This window comes from Pseudomonas sp. UBT (assembly GCF_050915955.1).
GTDB lineage: Bacteria > Pseudomonadota > Gammaproteobacteria > Pseudomonadales > Pseudomonadaceae > Aquipseudomonas > Aquipseudomonas antarctica_A.
Map to the genome: position 1 here is coordinate 153545 of NZ_CP168081.1, position 20212 is coordinate 173756.

Sequence of the window (20212 nt, forward strand, 5' to 3'; positions counted from 1 at the left end):
GCTATCACGTCGAGCGAGCGGAAAGAATGATAAGCCAATGCCTGCCAGCTGTCCCGCCGGGCATTTCCGAATATCACTAAGGCAAAGGATTACAGACAGGTTGCGAGTGCAGCCAAACGGCGTTTAGCCGGCATCGTGTCCTGGGCCGCGTAGTAGTTCACGCTGGAACCCGCGCCTGCGGCGCGCACGTCGACAAAATAATCGCCGCCGGTGGTGTAGACGGTAAAACCACCCGCCTCAAGAGGTTCCTTGAAGCCCCCGGCGTCTACGCCAAATACCGCTTCGTCCTGCCAGCCGAACTGAATGCATTGGGCAACCACCAGCGTGGCCTTGTCCGACGCCAGGGTCTTGTAAGGCTGACCTGCGCGCGCGTCTTTCATCTTCGAGCCCGCGCAACCGGACAGTGCAGCCACTACCAATGCGCCAATTACCACCTTGTGCATGCCATCGCCTCCTTGTAAAAAATGCGACTCTACCATTAGCCAGCGACACCCAAGGATTATTCAGTCACCCTGTCGCCTACTTGCAACCTCGCTTCTACCTGGAAACCCGATGACCCCCAACGCCGAGCGCTACAACCCTTCCACCGACTACGCCGACAAGCTGGTCAGCCGCATTGGCCAGACACCCGCGTGGATCGCCAAGCGTATCGGCGTCACGGACAAGCGCATCCGCTACATTCTCGATGGCGAGCGCACCGTCAAGGGCGAAAGCACGCCGATCCAGATGACCTACACCGAGCAGTTCGCCCTGGAATGCCTGGCGGCTGAAGCGAAGGCCAAGAAGAAGCCGTTACCGGCCGCCGAATGAATTTAGTTTCACTGTGAAGGGACACCACGACGCCTATAGTCAACAGGCTCATTTTTAAGAAGTCTCCCTTCTGCCCGCTCTCCCGCGGGCTTTTTTTCGCCCCTGATTCAGAGCCACCAGCGAAACAGATAGAACAACGCCATGCTCAGCAGCACGGTGATCAATACGCTGCGCGTCCAGAACATCAATGCCACGGCGCAGATGCCGGCCAGCAAGTAGGGGTTGGCCGGGCTCAGGTTGAGCGTGTGATCCGCGAGGAAAATGATCGGCCCGCAAATCGCCGTGAGCATGCCCGGCACCGCAAACCCAAGAAACTCGCGCGCGCCGCGGTTGAGGCGTACCGGCAGGCGTGGCTCGATAAACAGGTAACGGTTGAGAAACACCACCAGGCCCATGGCCACGATCATGATGTAGATCATTTCAGCCCTACTCCCAGTCGTTTGCAGGCAAACCCTGCGCTCATCCCCAGCACGCCGGACACCACCACCGCCGACTCCCAGTGCAGGTAACTCAGCCATACCGAGCACAGCAGGGAAACTGCGACGCACACCACGGTGGGCAAGTCGCGCACTACGGGGGTGATCAACGCGATAAACGTCGCGGCGATTGAAAACTCCAGCCCCAATTGATCAAGGCCGGGAATGCTTTTGCCAAGCACAATGCCGGCCAGGGTAAACAGGTTCCAGATGATATAGAACGTCAGGCCAACGCCCAGGGCATACCAGCGGTTGAAGGTCTCACGGTCATAGTGGTTGACCAGGGCGAAGAACTCATCGGTCAGCAGAAACCCCAGGCTCATGCGCCAGCGAGTGTTAAGCGATGAGAGTGTCGGGCGCATGTGCATGCCATAGAGCAAATGCTGGGAAGTCAGCAGCAAGGTGGTCAGCACAATCGAAATCAGGCTGGCGCCACCCTTGACCATACCGATAGCCACCAACTGGGCTGCACCGGCGAAGACAATGGCGGACAAACCCTGGGCTTGCAGCGGGGTAAATTGCGCATCAATGGCCATGGAGCCGGCCAGCAGCCCCCAAGGGGCACAGGCCAGGGACAGCGGAATAACGGCAATTGCGCCGCGTCCGAAGGCGTAATGAGGTAAGGCTGTAGGCATGGAGACGGCTCATCGACAGACAGTCGACAAGCATGCCAGCGTCATACGGAGCTTGTCTTGAACGATCGTGCTCAGGCGAGCCTTACCGAGACCTGTTCAACCGAGTCGCGCGCTTCGCGCAGCTCGTAGGCATCCTGGTTTAGCCGGTGAATAGTATTGAGCAGCCGTTGGCGCAGCACTTCATCACTGAGTTTTTCGACGGCGCGCATCAGGTCAAACGCCGCGGTTTCGTTGTTATCCGCGACGGAATCGAGGGTCTTGCGCAGGTTGCGAGTGGCACGGGTCACGCGGGTTCTTCCTTCATCAGTAATGGCTGGCACTTTAGGACATGCGTGTTTCAGTTTAATTTCAGTCAGTTGTGGCTGTTTTGCCGGCGGTTGATCCACATCAAACGAATTCAGGATTTGACCTACATATATGGCTATACGTATATTCGAATAATCATATATATAAAGATCTTGATCATGTCTGACCTCCTCTCCCCGCCCACCCTGTTCAAATGCCTGGCCGATGCCACCCGCGCACGCTTGACGTTATTGATCCTGCGCGAGGGCGAACTTTGCGTGTGCGAACTGATCCATGCTCTGGACGACAGTCAACCAAAAATCTCCCGCCACCTGGCGCAACTGCGCAGTTGTGGGTTGTTGCAGGACCGTCGCCAGGGCCAATGGGTCTATTACCGCATCAATCCGGCATTGCCCGCCTGGGTGACACAGGTGCTCGACACCACTTTGCAAGCCAACCAGCCATGGTTGCAAAACGACGCGCTGCGTCTGGATGCAATGGGCGACAGACCACAACGCGCCAGCAATTGCTGCTGAGCCATCGGAGCGTTTACTCATGCTTGTCGCAATTGCGATTTTTATCTTCACCATTGTCCTGGTCATCTGGCAGCCCAAGGGCCTTGGGGTGGGTTGGAGTGCAACAATGGGGGCGATCCTGGCCCTGGCGTGCGGGGTCATCAGCCTGTCTGACATTCCGGTGGTGTGGCACATCATCTGGAACGCTACCGGCACTTTTGTCGCGCTGATCATCATCAGCCTGTTACTCGATGAAGCCGGGTTCTTTGCCTGGACCGCGCTGCATGTGGCGCGTTGGGGCCGGGGGCGTGGTCGACGGCTGTTCGCCTACATGGTGCTGCTCGGCGCACTGGTCTCGGCACTCTTTGCCAACGACGGCGCGGCGCTGATCCTGACACCTATCGTGATGTCGATGCTGCTGGCGCTGCGCTTTTCCCCGGCGGCGACCCTGGCATTCGTCATGGGCGCCGGGTTTATTGCGGACACGGCGAGCTTGCCGTTGGTGGTATCGAACCTGGTGAACATCGTTTCGGCGGATTACTTCAAGATCGGTTTCAACGAATACGCCGCCGTCATGGTGCCAGTGAACTTCGTCAGTGTTGCCGCCACCCTGGCGGTGCTGCTGTGGTTTTTCCGCCGCGACATTCCCCAGGCCTACGACCCGGCCGACCTGGAAGACCCGGCCAGTGCCATCCATGACCGCGCGACCTTTCGCGCCGGTTGGTGGGTACTGGGCATTTTGCTGGTCGGCTGTTTCGCCCTGGAGCCGCTGGGCATTCCCATCAGTGCGATTTCCGCCGTGTGCGCCGTATTGCTGCTGGTCATCGCCGCCAAAGGCCACAAGATTTCCACGCGCAAAGTGTTGAAAGGCGCGCCGTGGCAGATCGTGATCTTTTCTCTGGGCATGTACCTGGTGGTCTACGGCCTGCGCAACGCCGGCTTGACCACCTACCTGGCGACCTGGCTCGATACCTTCGCCACTTACGGCGTGTGGGGCGCGGCCATGGGCACCGGTGTGCTGACGGCCCTTTTGTCATCGGCGATGAATAACCTGCCGACGGTATTGATCGGCGCGCTGTCCATCGAGTCCAGCCATGCGGTCGGTGTGGTCAAGGACGCGATGATCTACGCCAACGTAATAGGCAGTGACCTGGGCCCGAAAATCACCCCCATCGGCAGCCTGGCGACGTTGCTGTGGCTGCATATCCTGGCGCGCAAAGGCATCACCATTACCTGGGGTTACTACTTCAAGGTCGGGATCGTGCTGACCTTGCCGGTGCTGTTGATCACCCTCGCCGCCCTCGCTTTGCGCCTGAGTATCTGAAGGAGATACCGAAATGAAAGTCCTGTTCATGTGCACTGCGAACAGTTGTCGCAGCATCCTGTCCGAAGCGGTATTCAATCACTTGGCGCCGCAAGGCTTCGAGGCGATCAGCTCCGGCAGTTTCCCCAAGGGCCAGGTCCTGCCGCGCAGCCTGAGCGCGTTGCAGGCGGCGGGCATCAGCACCGAAGGGTTGTACAGCAAGGGCAATGATGCCTTTGAAGGCAGCCCGCCGGACCTGGTCATTACCGTGTGCGACAAGGCTGCCGGAGAGGCATGCCCGGTGTATTTCGGGCCGGCGCTGAAGGCGCACTGGGGGTTGGAAGATCCGTCCGATGTTCAGGGCGACGATGAACATCTCAACGCCGCGTTCAACGCAACGATGGGCATCATCGCCACCCGCTGCCAGGCGTTTTTCGCCCTGCCCTTTGCCCGGCTGGGCCCTGTTGAACTGAAGGCTGAGCTCGACCGCATCGCACGGTTGTAGCCGGAGAACCTGATGACTACGCTGCCTAACCTAGACACAACCCTGTCAACACCCTTGCATACCGGGCCGACTCACCCGCCGCGCATCCTGTTGCTTTACGGCTCCACCCGGCCGCGGTCGTTCAGCCGTTTGCTGGTGGAGGAAACCGCGCGCCTGTTACGCCACTTCGGTGCCGACACTCGGATTTTCAACCCGTCCGGGCTGCCTCTGCCTGATGATGCACCCAACGATCACCCCAAAGTCCAGGAGCTGTTGGACCTGATGCAATGGTCCGAAGGCCAGGTCTGGTGCTCCCCCGAACGTCACGGCTCGATGTCGGCAGTGTTCAAGGCGCAACTTGACTGGGTGCCGTTGGCGTTGGGTGCCGTGCGGCCCACCCAGGGCAAGACCTTGGCAGTGATGCAAGTGTCGGGCGGCTCGCAATCTTTCAACACCGTCAATCAACTGCGCGTGCTCGGACGTTGGATGCGCATGTTCACCATCCCCAATCAATCCTCGGTGCCCAAAGCATTCATGGAGTTCGACGACCAGGACCGCATGAAACCGTCGGCGCTTTACGACCGCGTCGTCGATGTGATGGAGGAGCTGGTGAAGTTCACCTTGTTACTGCGCGACCGCCCGGACCTGGTAGACCGTTACTCGGAGCGCAAGGAAAGCGCTGATGAGCTGTCGCAGCGGGTCAACCAACGGTCGATTTGATCGACCCTACCAGCGTATGCTCAAGCAAACCGCTTCCCGAGCTGAATGATGAGCGCCATTCAACACGCCTGGCTGGGCAACTACGAAGTCAGCAGCACCACCTGCACCGGCCTGACCTTTGCCCGTCACAGCCATGATGAGTGCGTGATCGGCGTCAACCTTGTCGGTGAGGAAAAAGTCTGGCTCGATCGCCGGGAGTTCGAGGCCGGGCCGGGCACCATCACCTTGTACAACCCGGGTCAGATCCAGGGCGGCGGCGCGGCTGAGGGAGCGCCTTGGCACTTTGTCAGCCTGTACGTCACCGCGGATCAACTGGCGGCTGACCTGGGGCTGTCGCACCTGGAGTTTGATCGCTCGCTCTGCTTTCAACCTGACCTCGCGCAACGGGTGGCCGCGGCCGTGAAAGGCGCCTTGAGCAACGATACGTGGGTCCGCGAATTCAATGAGGAAGCCCTGGTGTTACGGTTGGGAGAAGTGGTCGGCGTCAGCGGTGTACGCTTGCCTGGCAGCACCAACACCGGCAACCGCATGATCGGTCGCGCCCAGGAATTGCTCGCCTCGCACCTGCATCAGTCACTGCCCCTGGACGAGCTGGGCAATGAATTGGGACTGTCCAAATTCCATCTGTTGCGTGTCTTTCAAAAAGAAACCGGTATGAGCCCCAGGCAGTGGGCCATGCAACTGCGTACCTGCCGCGCCAAAGGACTGTTGCGCAACGGCATCTCGGCCAGTGACGTCGCCCATGGCCTGGGCTTTGCCGACCAAAGCCACCTCAATCGACACTTCCGCGCCGCCTATGGCATCACTCCTGGCCGCTATGAAAGCGTGTTGAAACGCTGAACAGCGCAATCTGGTTCAAGACGCCTGCCTCGACAGACACCACACTGCCCGCCTCTTTTGAAGGAAAGCGGGCATGTTGACGATCTTTTTTTACGCGCTGGTATTCGGGTTTGTGTTTTGCCTTTCTCCCGGCGCGGTGCTGGCAGAGACATTGCGCCGTGGCTTGCTCCACGGCTTTACGCCAGCCCTGCTGGTGCAGATCGGCTCACTGGTGGGCGATGCGGTGTGGGCGGTGATCGGCCTCACCGGCATCGCCCTGCTGATTCAACATGATGCAGTGCGCGTGCCGCTGACCATCGTGTGCGCGCTGTACCTGGCCTGGCTGGGCGTGCGCAGCCTGATCGATGCCTGGCATTTGCCCGAACCCAGTCACGCACCGGCCAGTTCCGGGCGCAATGCGCTGGCGGTGGGGGCGGCCATTTCCCTGGCTAACCCGAAGAACATTATTTACTGGGGTGCGCTGGGCAGCGCTTTGTCCGGCATCGTCGGCGCCACGCCCAGCCACGGGCAAACCCTGATGTTTTTTGCAGGGTTCATGCTCGCGTCGGTGCTGTCATGCTTTCTGATTGCCGCGCTGGTCAACCTGCTGCGCAAGAACGCATCAGCGTTGTGGCAGCGCATCAGTTATGGCACGTGTGGTGGGGTATTGATCTATCTGGCCGTTCTGGCGGTACATGGCATATGAAGTTATATAGTGCGTAACTTGCGCCGCGGCTAATCTGAATGAACTCTGAACACAGGGTATTTTAATTAATCATGCGTTGACATTTTGTAACCGTCTGAGTAGATTGCCCCTGCCCACAACTGGGGCCTTTTTTAAACCTCACAAAAGAAGCCAATGGACACAGTATCTAGTCGCTGTCCGAGCACCGCTATTGCGGGCATCGGGCGCCAAACCCAGAATATGACAGGACTCGCCTTCCAGGTCCGGTAAGCTGCGCTAGAGCTTGATGCTCCACCGTAACTGCCTCACCGGTCGCTCGTCCGGTCCCGAGGTGTGTTATGACCTTCCAACTCATTGCTTTACCTGATGTTCGTACGCTGGCCGCAGCCTTGCGCGCCAAGCTGTGCCGCGAGCCCGTGGGCTTTTCGCCTACTCGCGCAGCCTTTGCTGCACCCTTCCCCCCAGCAAGTAAAGACCAAGCGCGCCCGGCTCCCCCGCTGGCGCATTGGCGTGTCTGCCCTGCCAGCGGCCAATTGCTGCAGCAATGGGATCACGCCGACCCTCAAGACCCGCAGAGACCGAAGGTTTCCAGACTGGCACACGCTGGCCTGATGCTCGGACTTTACGTGAGCACTCGCGCCGCTTAACCCGGCTGGAAACAGCAACTTTCTAATTGATGTTCTGGAGTTCTTTATGAACACGTCCAGTAGTAGCCCGCTGCGCGTTAGTTAATTAACGCGCGCTTGGCGGGCACACTAGAAGTTATGTAGACACCTTATTTAAACCGATCGCGAAGTCCGCGGCTCGGCATGCTTTCGCTCGCCTGTATTCAGGTAAGTACCAGGTATGTTTTGTCGAGAATTGGCGACAGGAGTACAGACAATGAGCGCCGTAAAAAACACGCCTCTGCACAAGAAAAATGGCACCGCTACCGACACCAAACTGTCGATGCGTGCCGCCCGTGAAGCCCAGAACGGCCTATCGGCCACCCTTGCCAATGTGCGAGCCACCCAGGATGGTTTAACCGAACTGGACGCCTCGGCGCGTCTGCAACGCGAAGGCTACAACGAAGTGGCCCATGACAAGCCGCCTCACGCCATCGTCCAGTTCCTGCAGGCACTGAACAACCCGTTCATCTACGTACTGCTGACATTGGCCGGCATCAGCTTTGTCACTGACTACTGGTTGCCGCTGCAGGCCGGTGAAGAAGTCGACCTGACCAAAGTCATCATCATCATGCTCATGGTCTTGCTCAGCAGCCTGCTGCGTTTCTGGCAGGAGCACCGCTCGGCCAAATCCGCCGAAGCCCTGAAAGCCATGGTGCGCACCACGGCCACGGTGCTGCGTCGTGAGCAAGTCGGCGCCCAGCCGACCCTGCGTGAAGTACCGATGCGCGACCTGGTGGCGGGCGACATCGTGCAGCTTTCCGCCGGCGACATGATCCCGGCCGACATCCGCCTGATCGAGTCCCGCGACCTGTTTATCAGCCAGGCCGTGCTGACCGGCGAAGCGTTGCCGGTCGAGAAGTACGACACCCTCGGCGACGTCACGCAAAAGTCCGCGATACCGGCAGCGGCCGACCAAGGCAACCTGCTGGACCTGCCGAACATCTGCTTCATGGGCACCAACGTCGTCAGTGGTCGCGCCAAAGCCGTAGTAGTCGCCACCGGCCCACGCACCTACTTTGGCTCCCTGGCCAAAGCGATTGTCGGCTCGCGGGTGCAAACCGCTTTCGATCGTGGTGTGAACAGCGTCAGCTGGCTGCTGATCCGTTTCATGCTGGTGATGGTGCCGATCGTGTTCTTCCTCAATGGCTTCTCCAAAGGTGACTGGGGCGATGCGTTCCTGTTTGCACTGGCGGTCGCCGTTGGCCTGACCCCTGAAATGCTGCCGATGATCGTCAGCGCCAACCTGGCCAAAGGCGCCAACGCCATGGCCAAGCGCAAAGTCGTGGTCAAGCGCCTCAACGCGATTCAGAACTTCGGCTCAATGGACGTGCTGTGCACCGACAAGACCGGCACCCTGACCCAGGACAAGATCATCCTCGAGCATCACGTCAACGCCTTTGGCCAACGTGATGATGCAGTGCTGTCCCTGGCCTGGCTCAACAGCTTTCACCAGAGCGGCATGAAAAACCTGATGGACCAGGCCGTGGTGCAGTTCTCGGAACAGAACCCGAAGTTCCAGGTGCCGTTTGCCTACAGCAAAGTCGATGAACTGCCGTTCGACTTTGTACGCCGTCGCCTGTCGATCGTGGTCAAGGATGCCGCCGGCGACCAGTTGCTGGTGTGCAAGGGCGCGGTGGAAGAGATGCTGAGCATTTCCACGCACGTCATGGAAGGTGGCGACGCCGTCCCGCTGGATGAGCGCCGCCGTGAAGAGTTGCTGACGCTGGCGAACGATTACAACGAAGATGGTTTCCGTGTACTGGTCGTCGCCACCCGCAACATCCCGAAAGCACTGGCGCGCCAGCAGTACACCACGGCCGATGAACGCAATCTGGTGATCCAGGGCTTCCTGACATTCCTTGATCCACCGAAGGAAACCGCAGGCCCGGCGATTGCCGCACTGCAACAAATCGGCGTAGCGGTAAAAGTGCTGACCGGCGACAACGCGGTGGTCACCAGCAAGATCTGCCGTCAGGTCGGCCTCGAGCCTGGCCAGCCGCTGCTCGGCGTGGAAATCGAAGCGATGGATGACGCAACCCTGCTGCGCCGCGTGGAAGAGCGCACAGTGTTTGCCAAGCTCACGCCGCTGCAGAAATCCCGGGTACTCAAAGCGTTGCAAGCCAACGGCCACACCGTGGGCTTCCTCGGCGACGGCATCAACGATGCACCGGCGCTGCGTGATGCCGATGTGGGCATTTCGGTGGACAGCGGCACTGATATCGCCAAGGAATCCGCCGACATCATCCTGTTGGAAAAGAGCCTGATGGTGCTGGAAGAAGGCGTGCTCAAGGGCCGCGAAACCTTCGGCAACATCATGAAGTACCTGAACATGACGGCCAGCTCGAACTTCGGCAATGTGTTCTCGGTGTTGGTCGCCAGTGCGTTTATCCCGTTCATGCCGATGCTGGCGATCCATCTGCTGCTGCAAAACCTGATGTACGACATCTCCCAGCTGGCCTTGCCATGGGACAAGATGGACAAGGAATACCTGGCCAAACCGCGCAAGTGGGATGCGAAAAACATCGGCCGCTTCATGATCTGGATCGGGCCGACCTCGTCGATCTTCGACATCACCACCTTTGCATTGATGTGGTACGTGTTCTCCGCCAACAGCGTGGAAATGCAGACCCTGTTCCAGTCCGGCTGGTTTATCGAGGGGCTGCTCTCGCAAACCCTGGTCGTGCACATGTTGCGTACACGCAAGATCCCGTTCTTCCAGAGCACGGCCGCCTGGCCGGTGTTGATGATGACCGCCATCGTCATCGGGCTGGGGATCTACGTGCCGTTCTCGCCGCTGGGCACCCTGGTGGGCCTGGAGCCGTTGCCGCTGGCGTACTTCCCATGGTTGGTCGGCACCCTGCTCGCCTACTGCTGCGTCGCCCAACTGATGAAGACGATCTACATCCGCCGCTTCAAGCAGTGGTACTGATCACCCCCGCCGTTTAAACGGTGGCGGTCGCCCGGCCGCCACCGTGCAACACAAGGACACTCCCTATGCGCGTCTTGATCTGTGCAGGTCGTCATTACGCCGACACCAAAAAGTCCCGCCAAGTGCTGGACGCTTACCACCGCCTGCGCCCCGTGCAGGTATTGATTCACGGCGGCAACCAATTCCTGGGCAGCGACATCGAGGAATGGGCGCGAGAAATCGGCATCGACGTGGTGCGCTACCCGCCCAATTGGCAACGCCATGGCAAGCAGGCGGAACGCCAGCGCAACCATTTCATGCTGACCGACAGCCGGCCCGACGTGATCATCGCCCTGCCGGGTGGTGACGACACATCGGAGTTGGTCTGCCAAGCCAAAACCAGCGGCATTTCGGTGCTGACCGTAGAAAGCTGAATTCAAGCGAGGTGCATCATGCACAAAAAACACACCCCTCAACACGCGGACGGGTTTGCCAAATATCGCGCGCGTCATTACCGCGGAGCCCGCCAGACCCTGTTGCTGTTGCCACCGGCCAAGCGCCGCGCGCTGCAACGTAACCTGATCTTTATTGGCACAACCCTGGGCCTTATTTTGCTGACCGCCCTGTTCTCGAAAGCCCAGGCGGCCGGCGGCGCCTATGTAGTCGACGACGGTGCGGTTAACGAGCCGGGCGAATGCAATGTTGACGCCTGGTACACAGCCGATCGCCACCAGGGCAACATCCATAGCCAAACCCTGAACCCGGCCTGCACGTTCAGCGCACTGCCCTATGTGCAATGGAGCGCCGCGCTGTCGCGCGCCAGCAATGCAGGCGATGCCGAGACCCAGGTCAGCCCGCAAGTAAAGGCGCAGGTGTGGTCACAAGAAGACTTGGGGCTGCAGATAGCAGTGTCTGCCACCAGCCATTTTGCGCTGGACCGCCAACATGCGTTCGACGGTGCGGACTTGAATGTGCCGTTGACCTGGCAACCCATTCAAGCACTGCGCCTGAACCTCAACGGTGGCTGGACACATGCCTATAACGGCGGCGAGCAAAACCATCGCCTGACCTGGGGCACCGGCTTCGAGTATCAGGTGGCGGATGCACTGACGCTGATCGGTGAGCGCTATGGCCAGGAAGGCGGCGACCAGGCCTGGCAGGCCGGGCCGCGGTTCCATGTTGGCAAACTGGTCGATGTGGACGTGGTCGTCGGGCAAAGCCTGACCGGGGACCGTAACCAGTGGTTGACCACCGGCGCGACCGTGCGCTTCTAAGGTTTGGCCTGCTGCTCCAGGTGCAGTTGCAACTGTGGGTCAAGTTGCAACTGCCCCGCCAGTTCGTCCAGGTAGGTGCGCTCCGCGCCCTGCTGATCATTGACCAGCATTACGCTGGCCAGGTAGATCTCCGACGCCAGCGCGGGGTCATGGGCATACTCGGCAAAATCGGCTGCACTCAGTGGCTTGGCGACTTCGGCGTCGAGCCACTGTTGCAACTGCGGGTCATCGGTATGGCGGCCGATCTCGGCAGAAATCATCTGTTGTTCCTGATCGTCGATCTTGCCATCCGCCTTGGCTGCGGCGATCAGGGCTCGTAATAGCGCATGGCTGTGGGCCTCGGCTTCCGGGCCTTGAAGTTGGTCGACCGTCTGGAAGGCTTGCTGCGGGGCGGTTGCCTGTTGGCGCTGCCAAGCCTGGTATGCCTGAAAAGCCGCCATCCCCAGGGATGCCAGCGCTGCGTAGTTCATCCCACCGGCACGTGCTTGCGTCGTACCGCTGGCGGGCGCACCGCCCAACAAACCGCCAAGCCCGCCGAGCAACCCACCCAGACCACCGCCGGCCGGGGCACTGCCGGTGTTGTTACCTTTCAATAAACCACCCAACAGCCCACCCAGGCCGCCGCCTGAGGAAGTGCCGCTTGGCTGCCCGGCGCGTAGCAATTGTTCGAGTAGATCGCTGGTGTTCATCGTGTTGCTCTCCCGGAGCGTAGTAGTGGCGTTCATCAACCATAGACCGCTCCGGCGGGAACACCATGACCGCCGGGCGGGCACGCTTTATGATGGGGTCATCCCGCCAAGAGAGCACACCTGTGAACCGCATCGAGCACATTGCGTTGATGGCCAACTACAACCAGTGGATGAACCGCAAGCTGTATGACGCCGCGAGCACGCTGACAGAAACGCAGTTGGCGGCGGACCGACACGCATTTTTCGGCTCGATCCTTGGCACGCTGAACCACCTGACATTAGGCGATACGGTCTGGCTCAAGCGGTTTGCCCAGCACCCGGCAGGCTTTGCGGCCCTGGCGCCGCTAAGTAGCCTGGCCATGCCTGTGGATTTGAAGCAGGTGGCCTTCGGCACGCTTGGCGAACTGTCGGACCGTCGCGCCTGGCTGGATCAACTGATCATTGATTGGGCACACAGCCTTCGCGAGCTCGACCTGGATCATCGCCTGCACTACCACAACATGCGCGGTATGCGGGCGAACAAACCGTTCTTCAGCTTGCTCGTGCATTTTTTCAATCACCAGACCCACCACCGGGGCCAGGCAACGACGCTGCTGACCCAGGCGGGTGTGGATGTCGGCGATACGGACCTGCTGGCACTGATTGACTGATTTCAGCCGGCGCTGAACGCGGCGTAGGCCTGCATCAAGCGCGGAAAGTCTTGCGGCTCGGGCAATTGCGCAAAGCTTTCGACGGCAGGCGTGGCGGCCCAAGGCAGTTTTTCACAGGCCCAGGTTTCCATGAACGGCACGTAGTCGCGGGCGTTATCCAGCAAGGTCGCACGCACGTTGACGAACTCGTCGATGCCATGGGGGCGTGTAAACAGCCAACTCATGCAATGCGGGCAGCAATAGTGACGGTCCACACCGTGCAAGCCGCCGATAACCGGGCAGCCCTGGGTGACGGTGAAGCCGGCCGCGGGAATCAGGGCGCTGAGGGAGAACGCGCTGGAGGTCATTTTCTGGCAACCGCTGCAGTGGCACGCCATGGTGATAACGGGTGGCAGGCTGATGCTGAAACGCACCCGGTTACAGCGGCAACTGCCTTCCAGCGGCAGGTTTTCGACGCTCATCATTCATTCCTTTTTTATGTTTTTTGGCCTGACAGGCTAACGTAAACCCGCGCAAGGGCAAAACCGAACGCTGCGCCGCACATGGGGTCGTAACTATAAGGCGCCGGGGTTACTGCCCCGCCCCGCTTGCGCGCAACCGCTGCTTTTGGGATGCGCGCTCCCCCATAAGAAGGAGACGCTTACATGGTCACTCACTTCAAGGTCGCCGGGCATTTGGCCTGCGGCCACCACGGCACCGACCTCCCTTCCAGCACCGAGCTGAACCGAGTCAAATGCCGTACCTGCCGTAATACCGACGCCTACAAAGAAGCGCGTCGTACCCAGCGCAATGCCGCCCGCCGCACCGCGCGCAAAGCCAAACCCCATACCGCCAGTGACTGGCGCAGTGCATGGACACAACGCCTGACCGACCTGCCCGGATTGCAGCGTTTGCCACGCGGATTCAGCGGGCAGCCATTTGTTTGACTGCTCGACTCATCAGGTGCTGAAAAGATAATCACCAGGTTCCCATCAGGATCCTGAATCAGCGCGGAAGTATTGCCCCATGGCATTTTCGTCACAGGCATCATCACTTCCGCGTTGCTGGCCTGGAGCAGAAGCGCCTCCACATCATCCACTTGAAACGCCAGGATCGCTGAACGGTTGCTGGCTACGACGGCCAGCCCGTTGTGATGCCGGCGGATCAAGCGCGCGTCACTTATCGCCATGACGGGAGGTGCGAAAAGCCTCGCCATAAAGCCAGGCTACCGGTGTAGATCACTGATCTGACAAGCTTTTTCAGCTTTGCATCAGTGCAAGAAACGAGCTTTCAACCTTGCATCCAAACGCTTGGGTCTATATATTCCCAACCCTGCTGCACCGCGCTGCCGCCCGAATGGCGAAACTGGTAGACGCATGGGACTTAAAATCCCCCGCTCGTAAGGGCGTCCCGGTTCGATTCCGGGTTCGGGCACCATAGATATCAAGGGCTTGCATGATGAACTTCATGCAGGCCCTTATCTTTTCCGCTCCGCAATTCCAGAGCCCGCTTCGCAGCGGTCCCTCCACGGCGTCCTGCCGAACGAACACCAAATCTTCATGGTGCTGGAATATCTCAAATGACGGGCCACGGTCCAGCTTACTGGTCCAGCTCTGGCCAATCACTTCGCGGCGCATGCCCATTAAGGTTTGGTGGGCATGGTGGCCGGCCGAAAATCCCCCTTTCATAATTTCTTTTCAAAACGCTTACAAAATCTGTAACGCAGCGCTGTTAGCGAACTCTAGGTCTACAACGCTCACTGACCTATAGGAAATCCCATGCCTTCATCAATGTATTCCCGTTTTCTCCGCCAGCCGTTTGAAGTCGAGTTCATGCGCTGGGTGCTGGTCTTGATATTCCTTATGTTTGGCTACACAAAATGGTTTGATTACGAAGCCCAGGCATTGATTCCGCTGATCAGTCACAGCCCCCTTCTTTCCTGGATGTACGGTGTATTTGGCACTCAGGGCGCAAGTTATGCGCTAGGCACCGCTGAATGGACTATCGGCCTTGGCCTGGCCATCGGTGCATGGTCGCCAAGGATCGCGCTGATTGCCGCCGCCGCCTCCTCTGTGACCTATCTGACAACCGCCAGTCTGCTCCTGACTACTCCGGGCGGCTGGGAGGCTTCGGCGGGTGGCTTCCCGGCCATGGGCGGCGCCAGCTCTTTTCTGATCAAGGACCTGGTGTTGATGGCCGGTTCGTTGGTGCTGCTCAAGAACGCGGCGCAACAACTGACCACATGCGCCAAATAGCCTGATGCCACACTGGCCATCGTGAGTAAGTACCACGCTAAGAAATAGCGGCAGTCGTAAATGAAATGAGGCCCCGTCCGACCACGATTGTCTAAGCTCAAAGCGACTGAGGGCTGGGCCATGTGCGGAAGACTTTCACAGTACCGGGGCATTCACGACTTCGTTGCCGCGCTTGGCATGCCCAATGCTTTAGCGAGCAGCGTGGGTGACCAGCCGATCGAGCACTACAACGTGGCGCCGACAACCCAGGTAGCCCTGCTGCACGTCCAGGGCGAGTTGCTGCTGGCCGATCCGGTGCGATGGGGATGGAGGCCGCATTGGGCCAAGGACCGCGCCACGCCAATCAATGCGCGCGTCGAGAAGGTCGCACTCAGCCCGTTCTTCCGGGCGATCTGGCCACACCGGGCAATTACGCCTATCGACAATTGGTTTGAGTGGGTAGATGAAGGTGGGCCGAAGAAACAGCCTTACCTGATCCGTAGACGGGATGGCTGCCCGGTCCTGTGTGCGTCCATTGGCCAACTGCCGGATGCCGATGAAGGTCCGAGCGAACATGACGGCTTCGTGATTATCACCGCCGACAGTGCTGGCGGTATGGTCGACATTCACGACCGCCGGCCGGTGGTGCTGACGCCGGAACTCGCGCGCGAATGGCTGGACCCGGCCACGCCAAAGGCGCGCGCCGAGCAGATGGTGCTGCACCAGGGCGAACCCTCAGAGGCCTTCGAATGGTTCAAGGTTGACCCAGCCGTGGGCAACGTGCGCAAACAAGGGCCGGAACTGATCCGGCCAATCAGCCGGCGATAGCGTGAAGGACGCCTGGCAGGTCTGATCGGTCTTAGACCATTAACCGCAGGCGTCTACGTGCAAGCCAATGCCCGTCTGTTTGGCCATCATGGTCAACATCAATTCCGCCGCCGCCGGGTCTCCCTGATGCAGTTTATGGAATAACGCTTCCATCAGGGCAACCGTCAGAAAGTCCGCATTGGCGGGCGAATGCTCAACAAAAACCAGTCCTTGGGAAGCAAATTCACTGTTTGCGCTCGCCTCTACACCGGCAATCAAGTCCATCGTCTGCTCAACCAACTCGTCGACATAGGACGCCAACTTATCCGACAGATAAATAGACTCACTTTCAGTAAATTGCTGCTCCATCGTTAAGCCTCCTATTCACACCCAAGAGCCTGCGCGTTGCCCAGCCAAATGGCCGCGCCTCGAACCCTGCGGCACGCATCCTGATCGCGAGCCCGCATGTTGTCGATAGTGGGGTTTCCGGTTTTTTCGAACTCGCGCCTGACGGGCGTACCAGGGTGGTTGAGCGCCTCCAGCCCCTCGCTAGGTAATTCACGGGGTACAGGCTTCGCCTCGGGAGGCGCTGCCGGTTTAGGCAGCTCATTGATGGCCGCACCAAATCGCTGGAGTAACGGGCCCTCCGGCAATTCATCGGCGGCAACCGTGGTCGACATGAGCAACGTCAACAACGCCGTGCTGTATCCCTTAAACACTTTCAACACCTGACCCTTTGAGCGAACTGACTGAGTAGCCCGAGCTCAGCCTTCGCTGCACCCGAACAAGCAAACACTGCCCGCCCGACGGCCTGACGCCGGGTGATCGTTCGTGCGTCATGGCCGGGCGGGTAGCCGATTCTGAGCGAAACGGTTCAGCTCTGCACTTATTGAACTGTTATTGAACTGTAAATCCGCACGTCAACGGCAGCCGCTGTCGCGGCAAGCACCGTTATCGGCGTGCCACCGGCGAGCAATCACCGGGATCGGTTATGGCGGGCAGCACACGATTCAAGTTCGATATAAAACTCACCGCACCTACATTATAAAGTCCCATAAAGCGGCGCTCGCTCATGCGCGCTCTACAACAGTTGGGCAGTTTTCGACCTGCAGCTGGGCCGGCGTCTTAATTACGCGAAACATTAGCATTAACATCTGTAACCGCAGCCGTACTATATCGAGCTTAGATAGCTCTATTTAACGCTTCCAGCGGCTTGCTTTAATAGCGCTATAAACCTTACCCTCGCCCCCCCAATAAAGTCTAACTACTACCGTGCAAGCGGTGTTTTCGCACGGCGAGACGAGTCTCCATTTCAACTAGAGAAACAACACATGATCCATGAACAGTTCTCTGACGAACCTGAAGACGAAGTTTATAGTCAGCTCGAGCGTGCAGCGGCCGCCTCCCGGTGCACCTGGGTCAGCGTCATCGTCAATACCGTGCTCTCGCTCACCCAGATTGCAGTAGGCGTACTGTCAAAATCCCAGGGGCTTGTAGCTGATGGGATTCATTCACTCTCCGACTTGATCGCTGATTTTGTGGTGCTGTTCGCCAGCCATAAAGGCAAAGAGGATGCCGACGACGGCCACCCGTATGGGCACCTGCGTTTCGAGAACGCCGCGTCCATGGTGTTGGGCCTATTATTGTTGATCGTGGGCATCGGCATGATCGTATCCGCAGTGTTCAAGCTGCAAACCCCTGAGTCGATTCCTACGGTGCACATTGCGGCCCTATGGGTGGCTATCGCTGCCCTGATGGCCAAGGAGCTGTTGTTTCGCTTCATGCTGAGGGTCGCCAAAAAAGTGAAATCCAGTTTGCTGGTTGCCAATGCCTGGCATGCCAGGTCCGACGCTGCGTCCTCCTTGGTTGTCGGCGTAGGCATCGTGGGTAACCTGGCGGGTTACCCGATTCTTGATCCCATTGCTGCGCTTGTTGTCGGAGGCATGATCGCCAAGATGGGTGGGCACTTTACCTGGGACTCATTGCACGACCTGATGGACCGGTCTGCCGATGAGCAGGAAGTCGCAACTATTCGCGAGACGCTCCACAACACACCAGGCATTAAAGGTGTCCATGATCTACGCACTCGAAAAATGGGTGACATGATCATTGTCGACGCCCATATCGAAGTGGACGCCTCGATTAGCGTTGAAGAAGGCCATGCGATTGCAGTGCGCGCCAGGGAAAATGTGATGCGCATACCGCGTGTTTTGAACCTGATGACGCACGTGGACCCCTGGCGCCGTCCAGATCTTGATCATTAACCGGGCAACGCGATTGCCGCATAAATCGACAGTAGCGGCGCGTAAGCCTTCACACATTTATCACAACGTTTTCACACATCATTAATAAGCGCTAAGTTGCCAAATCAAACTTAAGTCTGGGAAACGATCTCAATTATTTTTATTCATACGTTCGTCGACCAAAAGACCTAAACATTAAAAAAACCCGCCGATAGTATTCACTCACACTGCAACTTCTTAAGGGGATCAACATGACATCGGCCATCACGGGTTCAACCCACATCACACAACCTCAACCGGCAGCCATCAAGCCCCAAGTTCGCCCCGCCGTGCAAGCAGACAGCGACGGCGATCATGACGGCAGCACCCCAGGTGAAGTCGAACAACCCAAAGCAACCTCGGGATCAATAGGTACGCTCGTCAACACGACGGCCTGACTGTCAGCAGAAATGGGCGCGGGGACTAATCCCCCTGTGCCTTTGAAGAATTTGCATCAGGGCCTGCCGCAATAGAGAACGTATCGCCACGCAGCGCCGCAGCCGGTGCACTGAAACCAGCTCTCGCCTGCTCACGCTGAGAAAGCCTGTCATTTTCAGGACCGTGAATGACCGTCTTCGTCCCGTATGCTAGCTGGCTAACGCCATCCAAGCGGCGCCCGGCAGAACCCGCGAACGTAAGACAACCGAAGCGAAATACCCAGCATAAAACCCTGAGCTTACTGGCCTTAACCTGAAATAAAGCTATACCTAAATTGCACTCAATCAGGGGAACATCATGCTGTGCCTTAGGTTACTTTTCTTCACTAGCCCGAAATTCCGCTCCTTTGTCAGAATTGATCAAAACGGCGTCTGCTCAGGGCTCATTCGATGCCAACAATCGCCTGGCAAATCATGGGTGGAAGTCGATGAATTCTGCTTGAGTTGGCTCGGCAAACCGCTACCGGGCCACGCCTGTCAAACAAAGCGCGCTGCATGGGTCTGATGAAGACCGACGTCGCGTGACGTTCAACATACGGTCCAGATGCACTAGCGCAAGATGATCCATTGAAGCGCGTCCTCAACCGATTGACCGACGCCACCGGGCGTGACGTTGTGCCCCAGCTCGGGATAGAGCCGGTATGCAAATACCTGGCCCTTGGCACTCATTGCGTCCAACCGTTCCATCGCCAGGAACGCCGGGGTTTGCAGGTCCCTGCCCCCCAATAACCAGAGCCCCGGAATCGAAACCCTGGCAAGCGAGTCGCGGGGGTCAGTGTCGGCAAATGGGTAGCGGTCAGGGTCTTCAGCGATATGTTTGCGTACGTCGGTTTCGCTGTGGTTATTCCAGAAGTCCGCCTTGCCCTGCGTCAGGAACTGAAACCGAAGTTGCTCACGTGTCGTGAGCAGGGGCCCGCTGAACAACACCATGAAACGCACGCCGGGGTTGTGTTCTGCTGCGATGGGAATGATCCAGCCAGCCTGGCTGAAGCCGACCAGCCCAATCGGTAACCGACTGTCCGCCAGCGTGTTGGATAAGGCCGCGACCGATGCGTTCGCATCACCCGCCAACACCGTCAGGTTGGACGCATCAAGGTTGTTGGTGCCGACCTCCGGGCCTGCATAAACGCCACCGGATTGCCCGACACCGCGCTTGTCATAGGTCAACACTGCGATCCCCCGCCCGGCCAACAGCGTCGCGAAGTTTGTCATGCGTTTTTCCTTGCCAGAACCGTGCACCAGCACGACGCCAGCCTTAGGGTGCTCGGGCAAGAAGGCTGTGCCGGCCAGTGAAATACCCGCACTGGTGAAGATAATGTCCTGTGTTGCAAAACCTGCGGGCTCAGCCAGCGTCAAACGGGGCAACAGCACACACAGTCCCAACAAAACACCCATGTATCGAAGCATGATTCAATCCTGGAAAGGGTACAGCCGAGTAGCGTTGCCGCCACTTTGCCATCACCCAATTGCGATCTCGTGACGGAAGCTGTTCGTAAACGCCCCTTCTCCAGCATTAAAAGCCTATAACTGTTGTGCCATCGCACAGCCGTGC

Annotated in this window: 25 protein-coding genes, 1 tRNA gene and 1 pseudogene; 18 read left to right on the plus strand and 9 right to left on the minus strand. The window is 58.8% G+C overall.

The window, feature by feature from the left end:
• Positions 1-89: 89 nt before the first annotated feature.
• Positions 90-443, minus strand: a complete 354-nt coding sequence (locus ACDZ94_RS25100) for a hypothetical protein (protein ID WP_128589283.1) — start codon at positions 441-443, stop codon at positions 90-92.
• Positions 444-552: 109 nt separating this feature from the next.
• Here ACDZ94_RS25100 and ACDZ94_RS25105 point away from each other — a divergent pair, with 109 nt between their 5' ends.
• Positions 553-810: a hypothetical protein gene (locus ACDZ94_RS25105; protein ID WP_064452540.1), complete on the plus strand. Its 258-nt coding sequence runs from the start codon at positions 553-555 to the stop codon at positions 808-810.
• A 107-nt stretch (positions 811-917) separates the two neighbouring features.
• Here ACDZ94_RS25105 and ACDZ94_RS25110 read toward each other — a convergent pair whose 3' ends face one another.
• The 3 genes from ACDZ94_RS25110 to ACDZ94_RS25120 all read right to left on the minus strand — a co-directional run bounded on the left by ACDZ94_RS25110 (position 918) and on the right by ACDZ94_RS25120 (position 2208).
• Complete coding sequence (locus tag ACDZ94_RS25110) at positions 918-1229, minus strand: AzlD domain-containing protein (RefSeq protein ID WP_064452541.1); 312 nt, start codon at positions 1227-1229, stop codon at positions 918-920.
• On the minus strand, positions 1226-1921 hold the full coding sequence (locus tag ACDZ94_RS25115) for an AzlC family ABC transporter permease (protein WP_064452542.1): 696 nt from the start codon (positions 1919-1921) through the stop codon (positions 1226-1228). The genes ACDZ94_RS25110 and ACDZ94_RS25115 overlap by 4 nt, the downstream gene beginning before the upstream one ends.
• Before the next feature lie 71 nt (positions 1922-1992).
• Positions 1993-2208 carry a hypothetical protein gene (locus tag ACDZ94_RS25120; protein ID WP_064452543.1) on the minus strand — a complete coding sequence of 72 codons (216 nt, stop codon included), beginning with the start codon at positions 2206-2208 and terminating at the stop codon, positions 1993-1995.
• A gap of 177 nt (positions 2209-2385) precedes the next feature.
• Between ACDZ94_RS25120 and ACDZ94_RS25125 the strand changes: the two genes are divergently transcribed.
• The 10 genes from ACDZ94_RS25125 to ACDZ94_RS25170 all read left to right on the plus strand — a co-directional run bounded on the left by ACDZ94_RS25125 (position 2386) and on the right by ACDZ94_RS25170 (position 11582).
• Positions 2386-2742: a metalloregulator ArsR/SmtB family transcription factor gene (locus tag ACDZ94_RS25125; protein WP_064452544.1), complete on the plus strand. Its 357-nt coding sequence runs from the start codon at positions 2386-2388 to the stop codon at positions 2740-2742.
• Between the two features lie 19 nt (positions 2743-2761).
• Positions 2762-4045 (plus strand): arsenic transporter, encoded by a 1284-nt coding sequence (locus ACDZ94_RS25130; RefSeq protein WP_432751793.1) that lies wholly within the window; start codon positions 2762-2764, stop codon positions 4043-4045.
• A gap of 13 nt (positions 4046-4058) precedes the next feature.
• Complete coding sequence (locus ACDZ94_RS25135; RefSeq protein ID WP_221294842.1) at positions 4059-4529, plus strand: arsenate reductase ArsC; 471 nt, start codon at positions 4059-4061, stop codon at positions 4527-4529.
• 9 nt (positions 4530-4538) lie between these two features.
• On the plus strand, positions 4539-5228 hold the full coding sequence (arsH, locus tag ACDZ94_RS25140) for an arsenical resistance protein ArsH (protein WP_432751868.1): 690 nt from the start codon (positions 4539-4541) through the stop codon (positions 5226-5228).
• Positions 5229-5276: 48 nt separating this feature from the next.
• Complete coding sequence (locus ACDZ94_RS25145) at positions 5277-6068, plus strand: helix-turn-helix domain-containing protein (RefSeq protein WP_432751794.1); 792 nt, start codon at positions 5277-5279, stop codon at positions 6066-6068.
• Between the two features lie 73 nt (positions 6069-6141).
• Positions 6142-6753: a LysE family transporter gene (locus ACDZ94_RS25150; protein WP_407016825.1), complete on the plus strand. Its 612-nt coding sequence runs from the start codon at positions 6142-6144 to the stop codon at positions 6751-6753.
• Positions 6754-7070: 317 nt separating this feature from the next.
• Positions 7071-7379 carry a hypothetical protein gene (locus ACDZ94_RS25155; RefSeq protein ID WP_259746045.1) on the plus strand — a complete coding sequence of 103 codons (309 nt, stop codon included), beginning with the start codon at positions 7071-7073 and terminating at the stop codon, positions 7377-7379.
• 235 nt (positions 7380-7614) lie between these two features.
• Positions 7615-10329 (plus strand): magnesium-translocating P-type ATPase, encoded by a 2715-nt coding sequence (gene mgtA / locus ACDZ94_RS25160; protein ID WP_432751795.1) that lies wholly within the window; start codon positions 7615-7617, stop codon positions 10327-10329.
• 65 nt (positions 10330-10394) lie between these two features.
• On the plus strand, positions 10395-10742 hold the full coding sequence (locus tag ACDZ94_RS25165) for a DUF2493 domain-containing protein (RefSeq protein WP_064452551.1): 348 nt from the start codon (positions 10395-10397) through the stop codon (positions 10740-10742).
• 18 nt (positions 10743-10760) lie between these two features.
• Entirely contained in the window at positions 10761-11582 is an 822-nt protein-coding gene (locus ACDZ94_RS25170) for a hypothetical protein (protein WP_064452552.1), read from the plus strand.
• Here the strand turns inward: ACDZ94_RS25170 and ACDZ94_RS25175 are convergent.
• Positions 11579-12271, minus strand: a complete 693-nt coding sequence (locus ACDZ94_RS25175) for a DUF533 domain-containing protein (protein WP_432751796.1) — start codon at positions 12269-12271, stop codon at positions 11579-11581. The genes ACDZ94_RS25170 and ACDZ94_RS25175 overlap by 4 nt on opposite strands.
• A gap of 122 nt (positions 12272-12393) precedes the next feature.
• Between ACDZ94_RS25175 and ACDZ94_RS25180 the strand changes: the two genes are divergently transcribed.
• Positions 12394-12921 (plus strand): DinB family protein, encoded by a 528-nt coding sequence (locus ACDZ94_RS25180; RefSeq protein ID WP_432751797.1) that lies wholly within the window; start codon positions 12394-12396, stop codon positions 12919-12921.
• 2 nt (positions 12922-12923) lie between these two features.
• On the opposite strand, the gene ACDZ94_RS25185 is transcribed toward ACDZ94_RS25180, so the two are convergent.
• The gene (locus tag ACDZ94_RS25185) at positions 12924-13382 is read right to left on the minus strand and encodes a GFA family protein (protein WP_064452555.1); all 459 of its coding nucleotides are present in this window, start codon (positions 13380-13382) and stop codon (positions 12924-12926) included.
• 183 nt (positions 13383-13565) lie between these two features.
• On the opposite strand from ACDZ94_RS25185, the gene ACDZ94_RS25190 reads away from it, so the two are divergent.
• A complete protein-coding gene (locus ACDZ94_RS25190; RefSeq protein ID WP_064452556.1) occupies positions 13566-13847 on the plus strand; it encodes a hypothetical protein in 282 nt (93 codons plus the stop codon).
• A 92-nt stretch (positions 13848-13939) separates the two neighbouring features.
• Here ACDZ94_RS25190 and ACDZ94_RS25195 read toward each other — a convergent pair.
• A pseudogene (locus ACDZ94_RS25195) lies at positions 13940-14116 on the minus strand (VOC family protein); the annotation flags it as partial.
• A 134-nt stretch (positions 14117-14250) separates the two neighbouring features.
• Here ACDZ94_RS25195 and ACDZ94_RS25200 point away from each other — a divergent pair.
• From ACDZ94_RS25200 to ACDZ94_RS25210, 3 genes are all read left to right on the plus strand, one after another.
• Positions 14251-14337 (plus strand) — tRNA-Leu (locus tag ACDZ94_RS25200).
• A 341-nt stretch (positions 14338-14678) separates the two neighbouring features.
• Positions 14679-15155 carry a YkgB family protein gene (locus ACDZ94_RS25205; protein WP_064452557.1) on the plus strand — a complete coding sequence of 159 codons (477 nt, stop codon included), beginning with the start codon at positions 14679-14681 and terminating at the stop codon, positions 15153-15155.
• Between the two features lie 120 nt (positions 15156-15275).
• Positions 15276-15962 carry an SOS response-associated peptidase family protein gene (locus tag ACDZ94_RS25210; protein ID WP_407016828.1) on the plus strand — a complete coding sequence of 229 codons (687 nt, stop codon included), beginning with the start codon at positions 15276-15278 and terminating at the stop codon, positions 15960-15962.
• 39 nt (positions 15963-16001) lie between these two features.
• On the opposite strand, the gene ACDZ94_RS25215 is transcribed toward ACDZ94_RS25210, so the two are convergent.
• The gene (locus ACDZ94_RS25215; RefSeq protein ID WP_407016829.1) at positions 16002-16310 is read right to left on the minus strand and encodes a hypothetical protein; all 309 of its coding nucleotides are present in this window, start codon (positions 16308-16310) and stop codon (positions 16002-16004) included.
• A gap of 962 nt (positions 16311-17272) precedes the next feature.
• On the opposite strand from ACDZ94_RS25215, the gene ACDZ94_RS25220 reads away from it, so the two are divergent.
• Together ACDZ94_RS25220 and ACDZ94_RS25225 are read left to right on the plus strand one after the other, a co-directional pair.
• Positions 17273-18205, plus strand: a complete 933-nt coding sequence (locus ACDZ94_RS25220; protein WP_407016831.1) for a cation diffusion facilitator family transporter — start codon at positions 17273-17275, stop codon at positions 18203-18205.
• A 230-nt stretch (positions 18206-18435) separates the two neighbouring features.
• Positions 18436-18621, plus strand: a complete 186-nt coding sequence (locus ACDZ94_RS25225; RefSeq protein ID WP_221294857.1) for a hypothetical protein — start codon at positions 18436-18438, stop codon at positions 18619-18621.
• A gap of 588 nt (positions 18622-19209) precedes the next feature.
• Here the strand turns inward: ACDZ94_RS25225 and ACDZ94_RS25230 are convergent.
• Entirely contained in the window at positions 19210-20067 is an 858-nt protein-coding gene (locus tag ACDZ94_RS25230; RefSeq protein WP_432751798.1) for an alpha/beta hydrolase, read from the minus strand.
• Between the last annotated feature and the right edge of the window lie 145 nt (positions 20068-20212).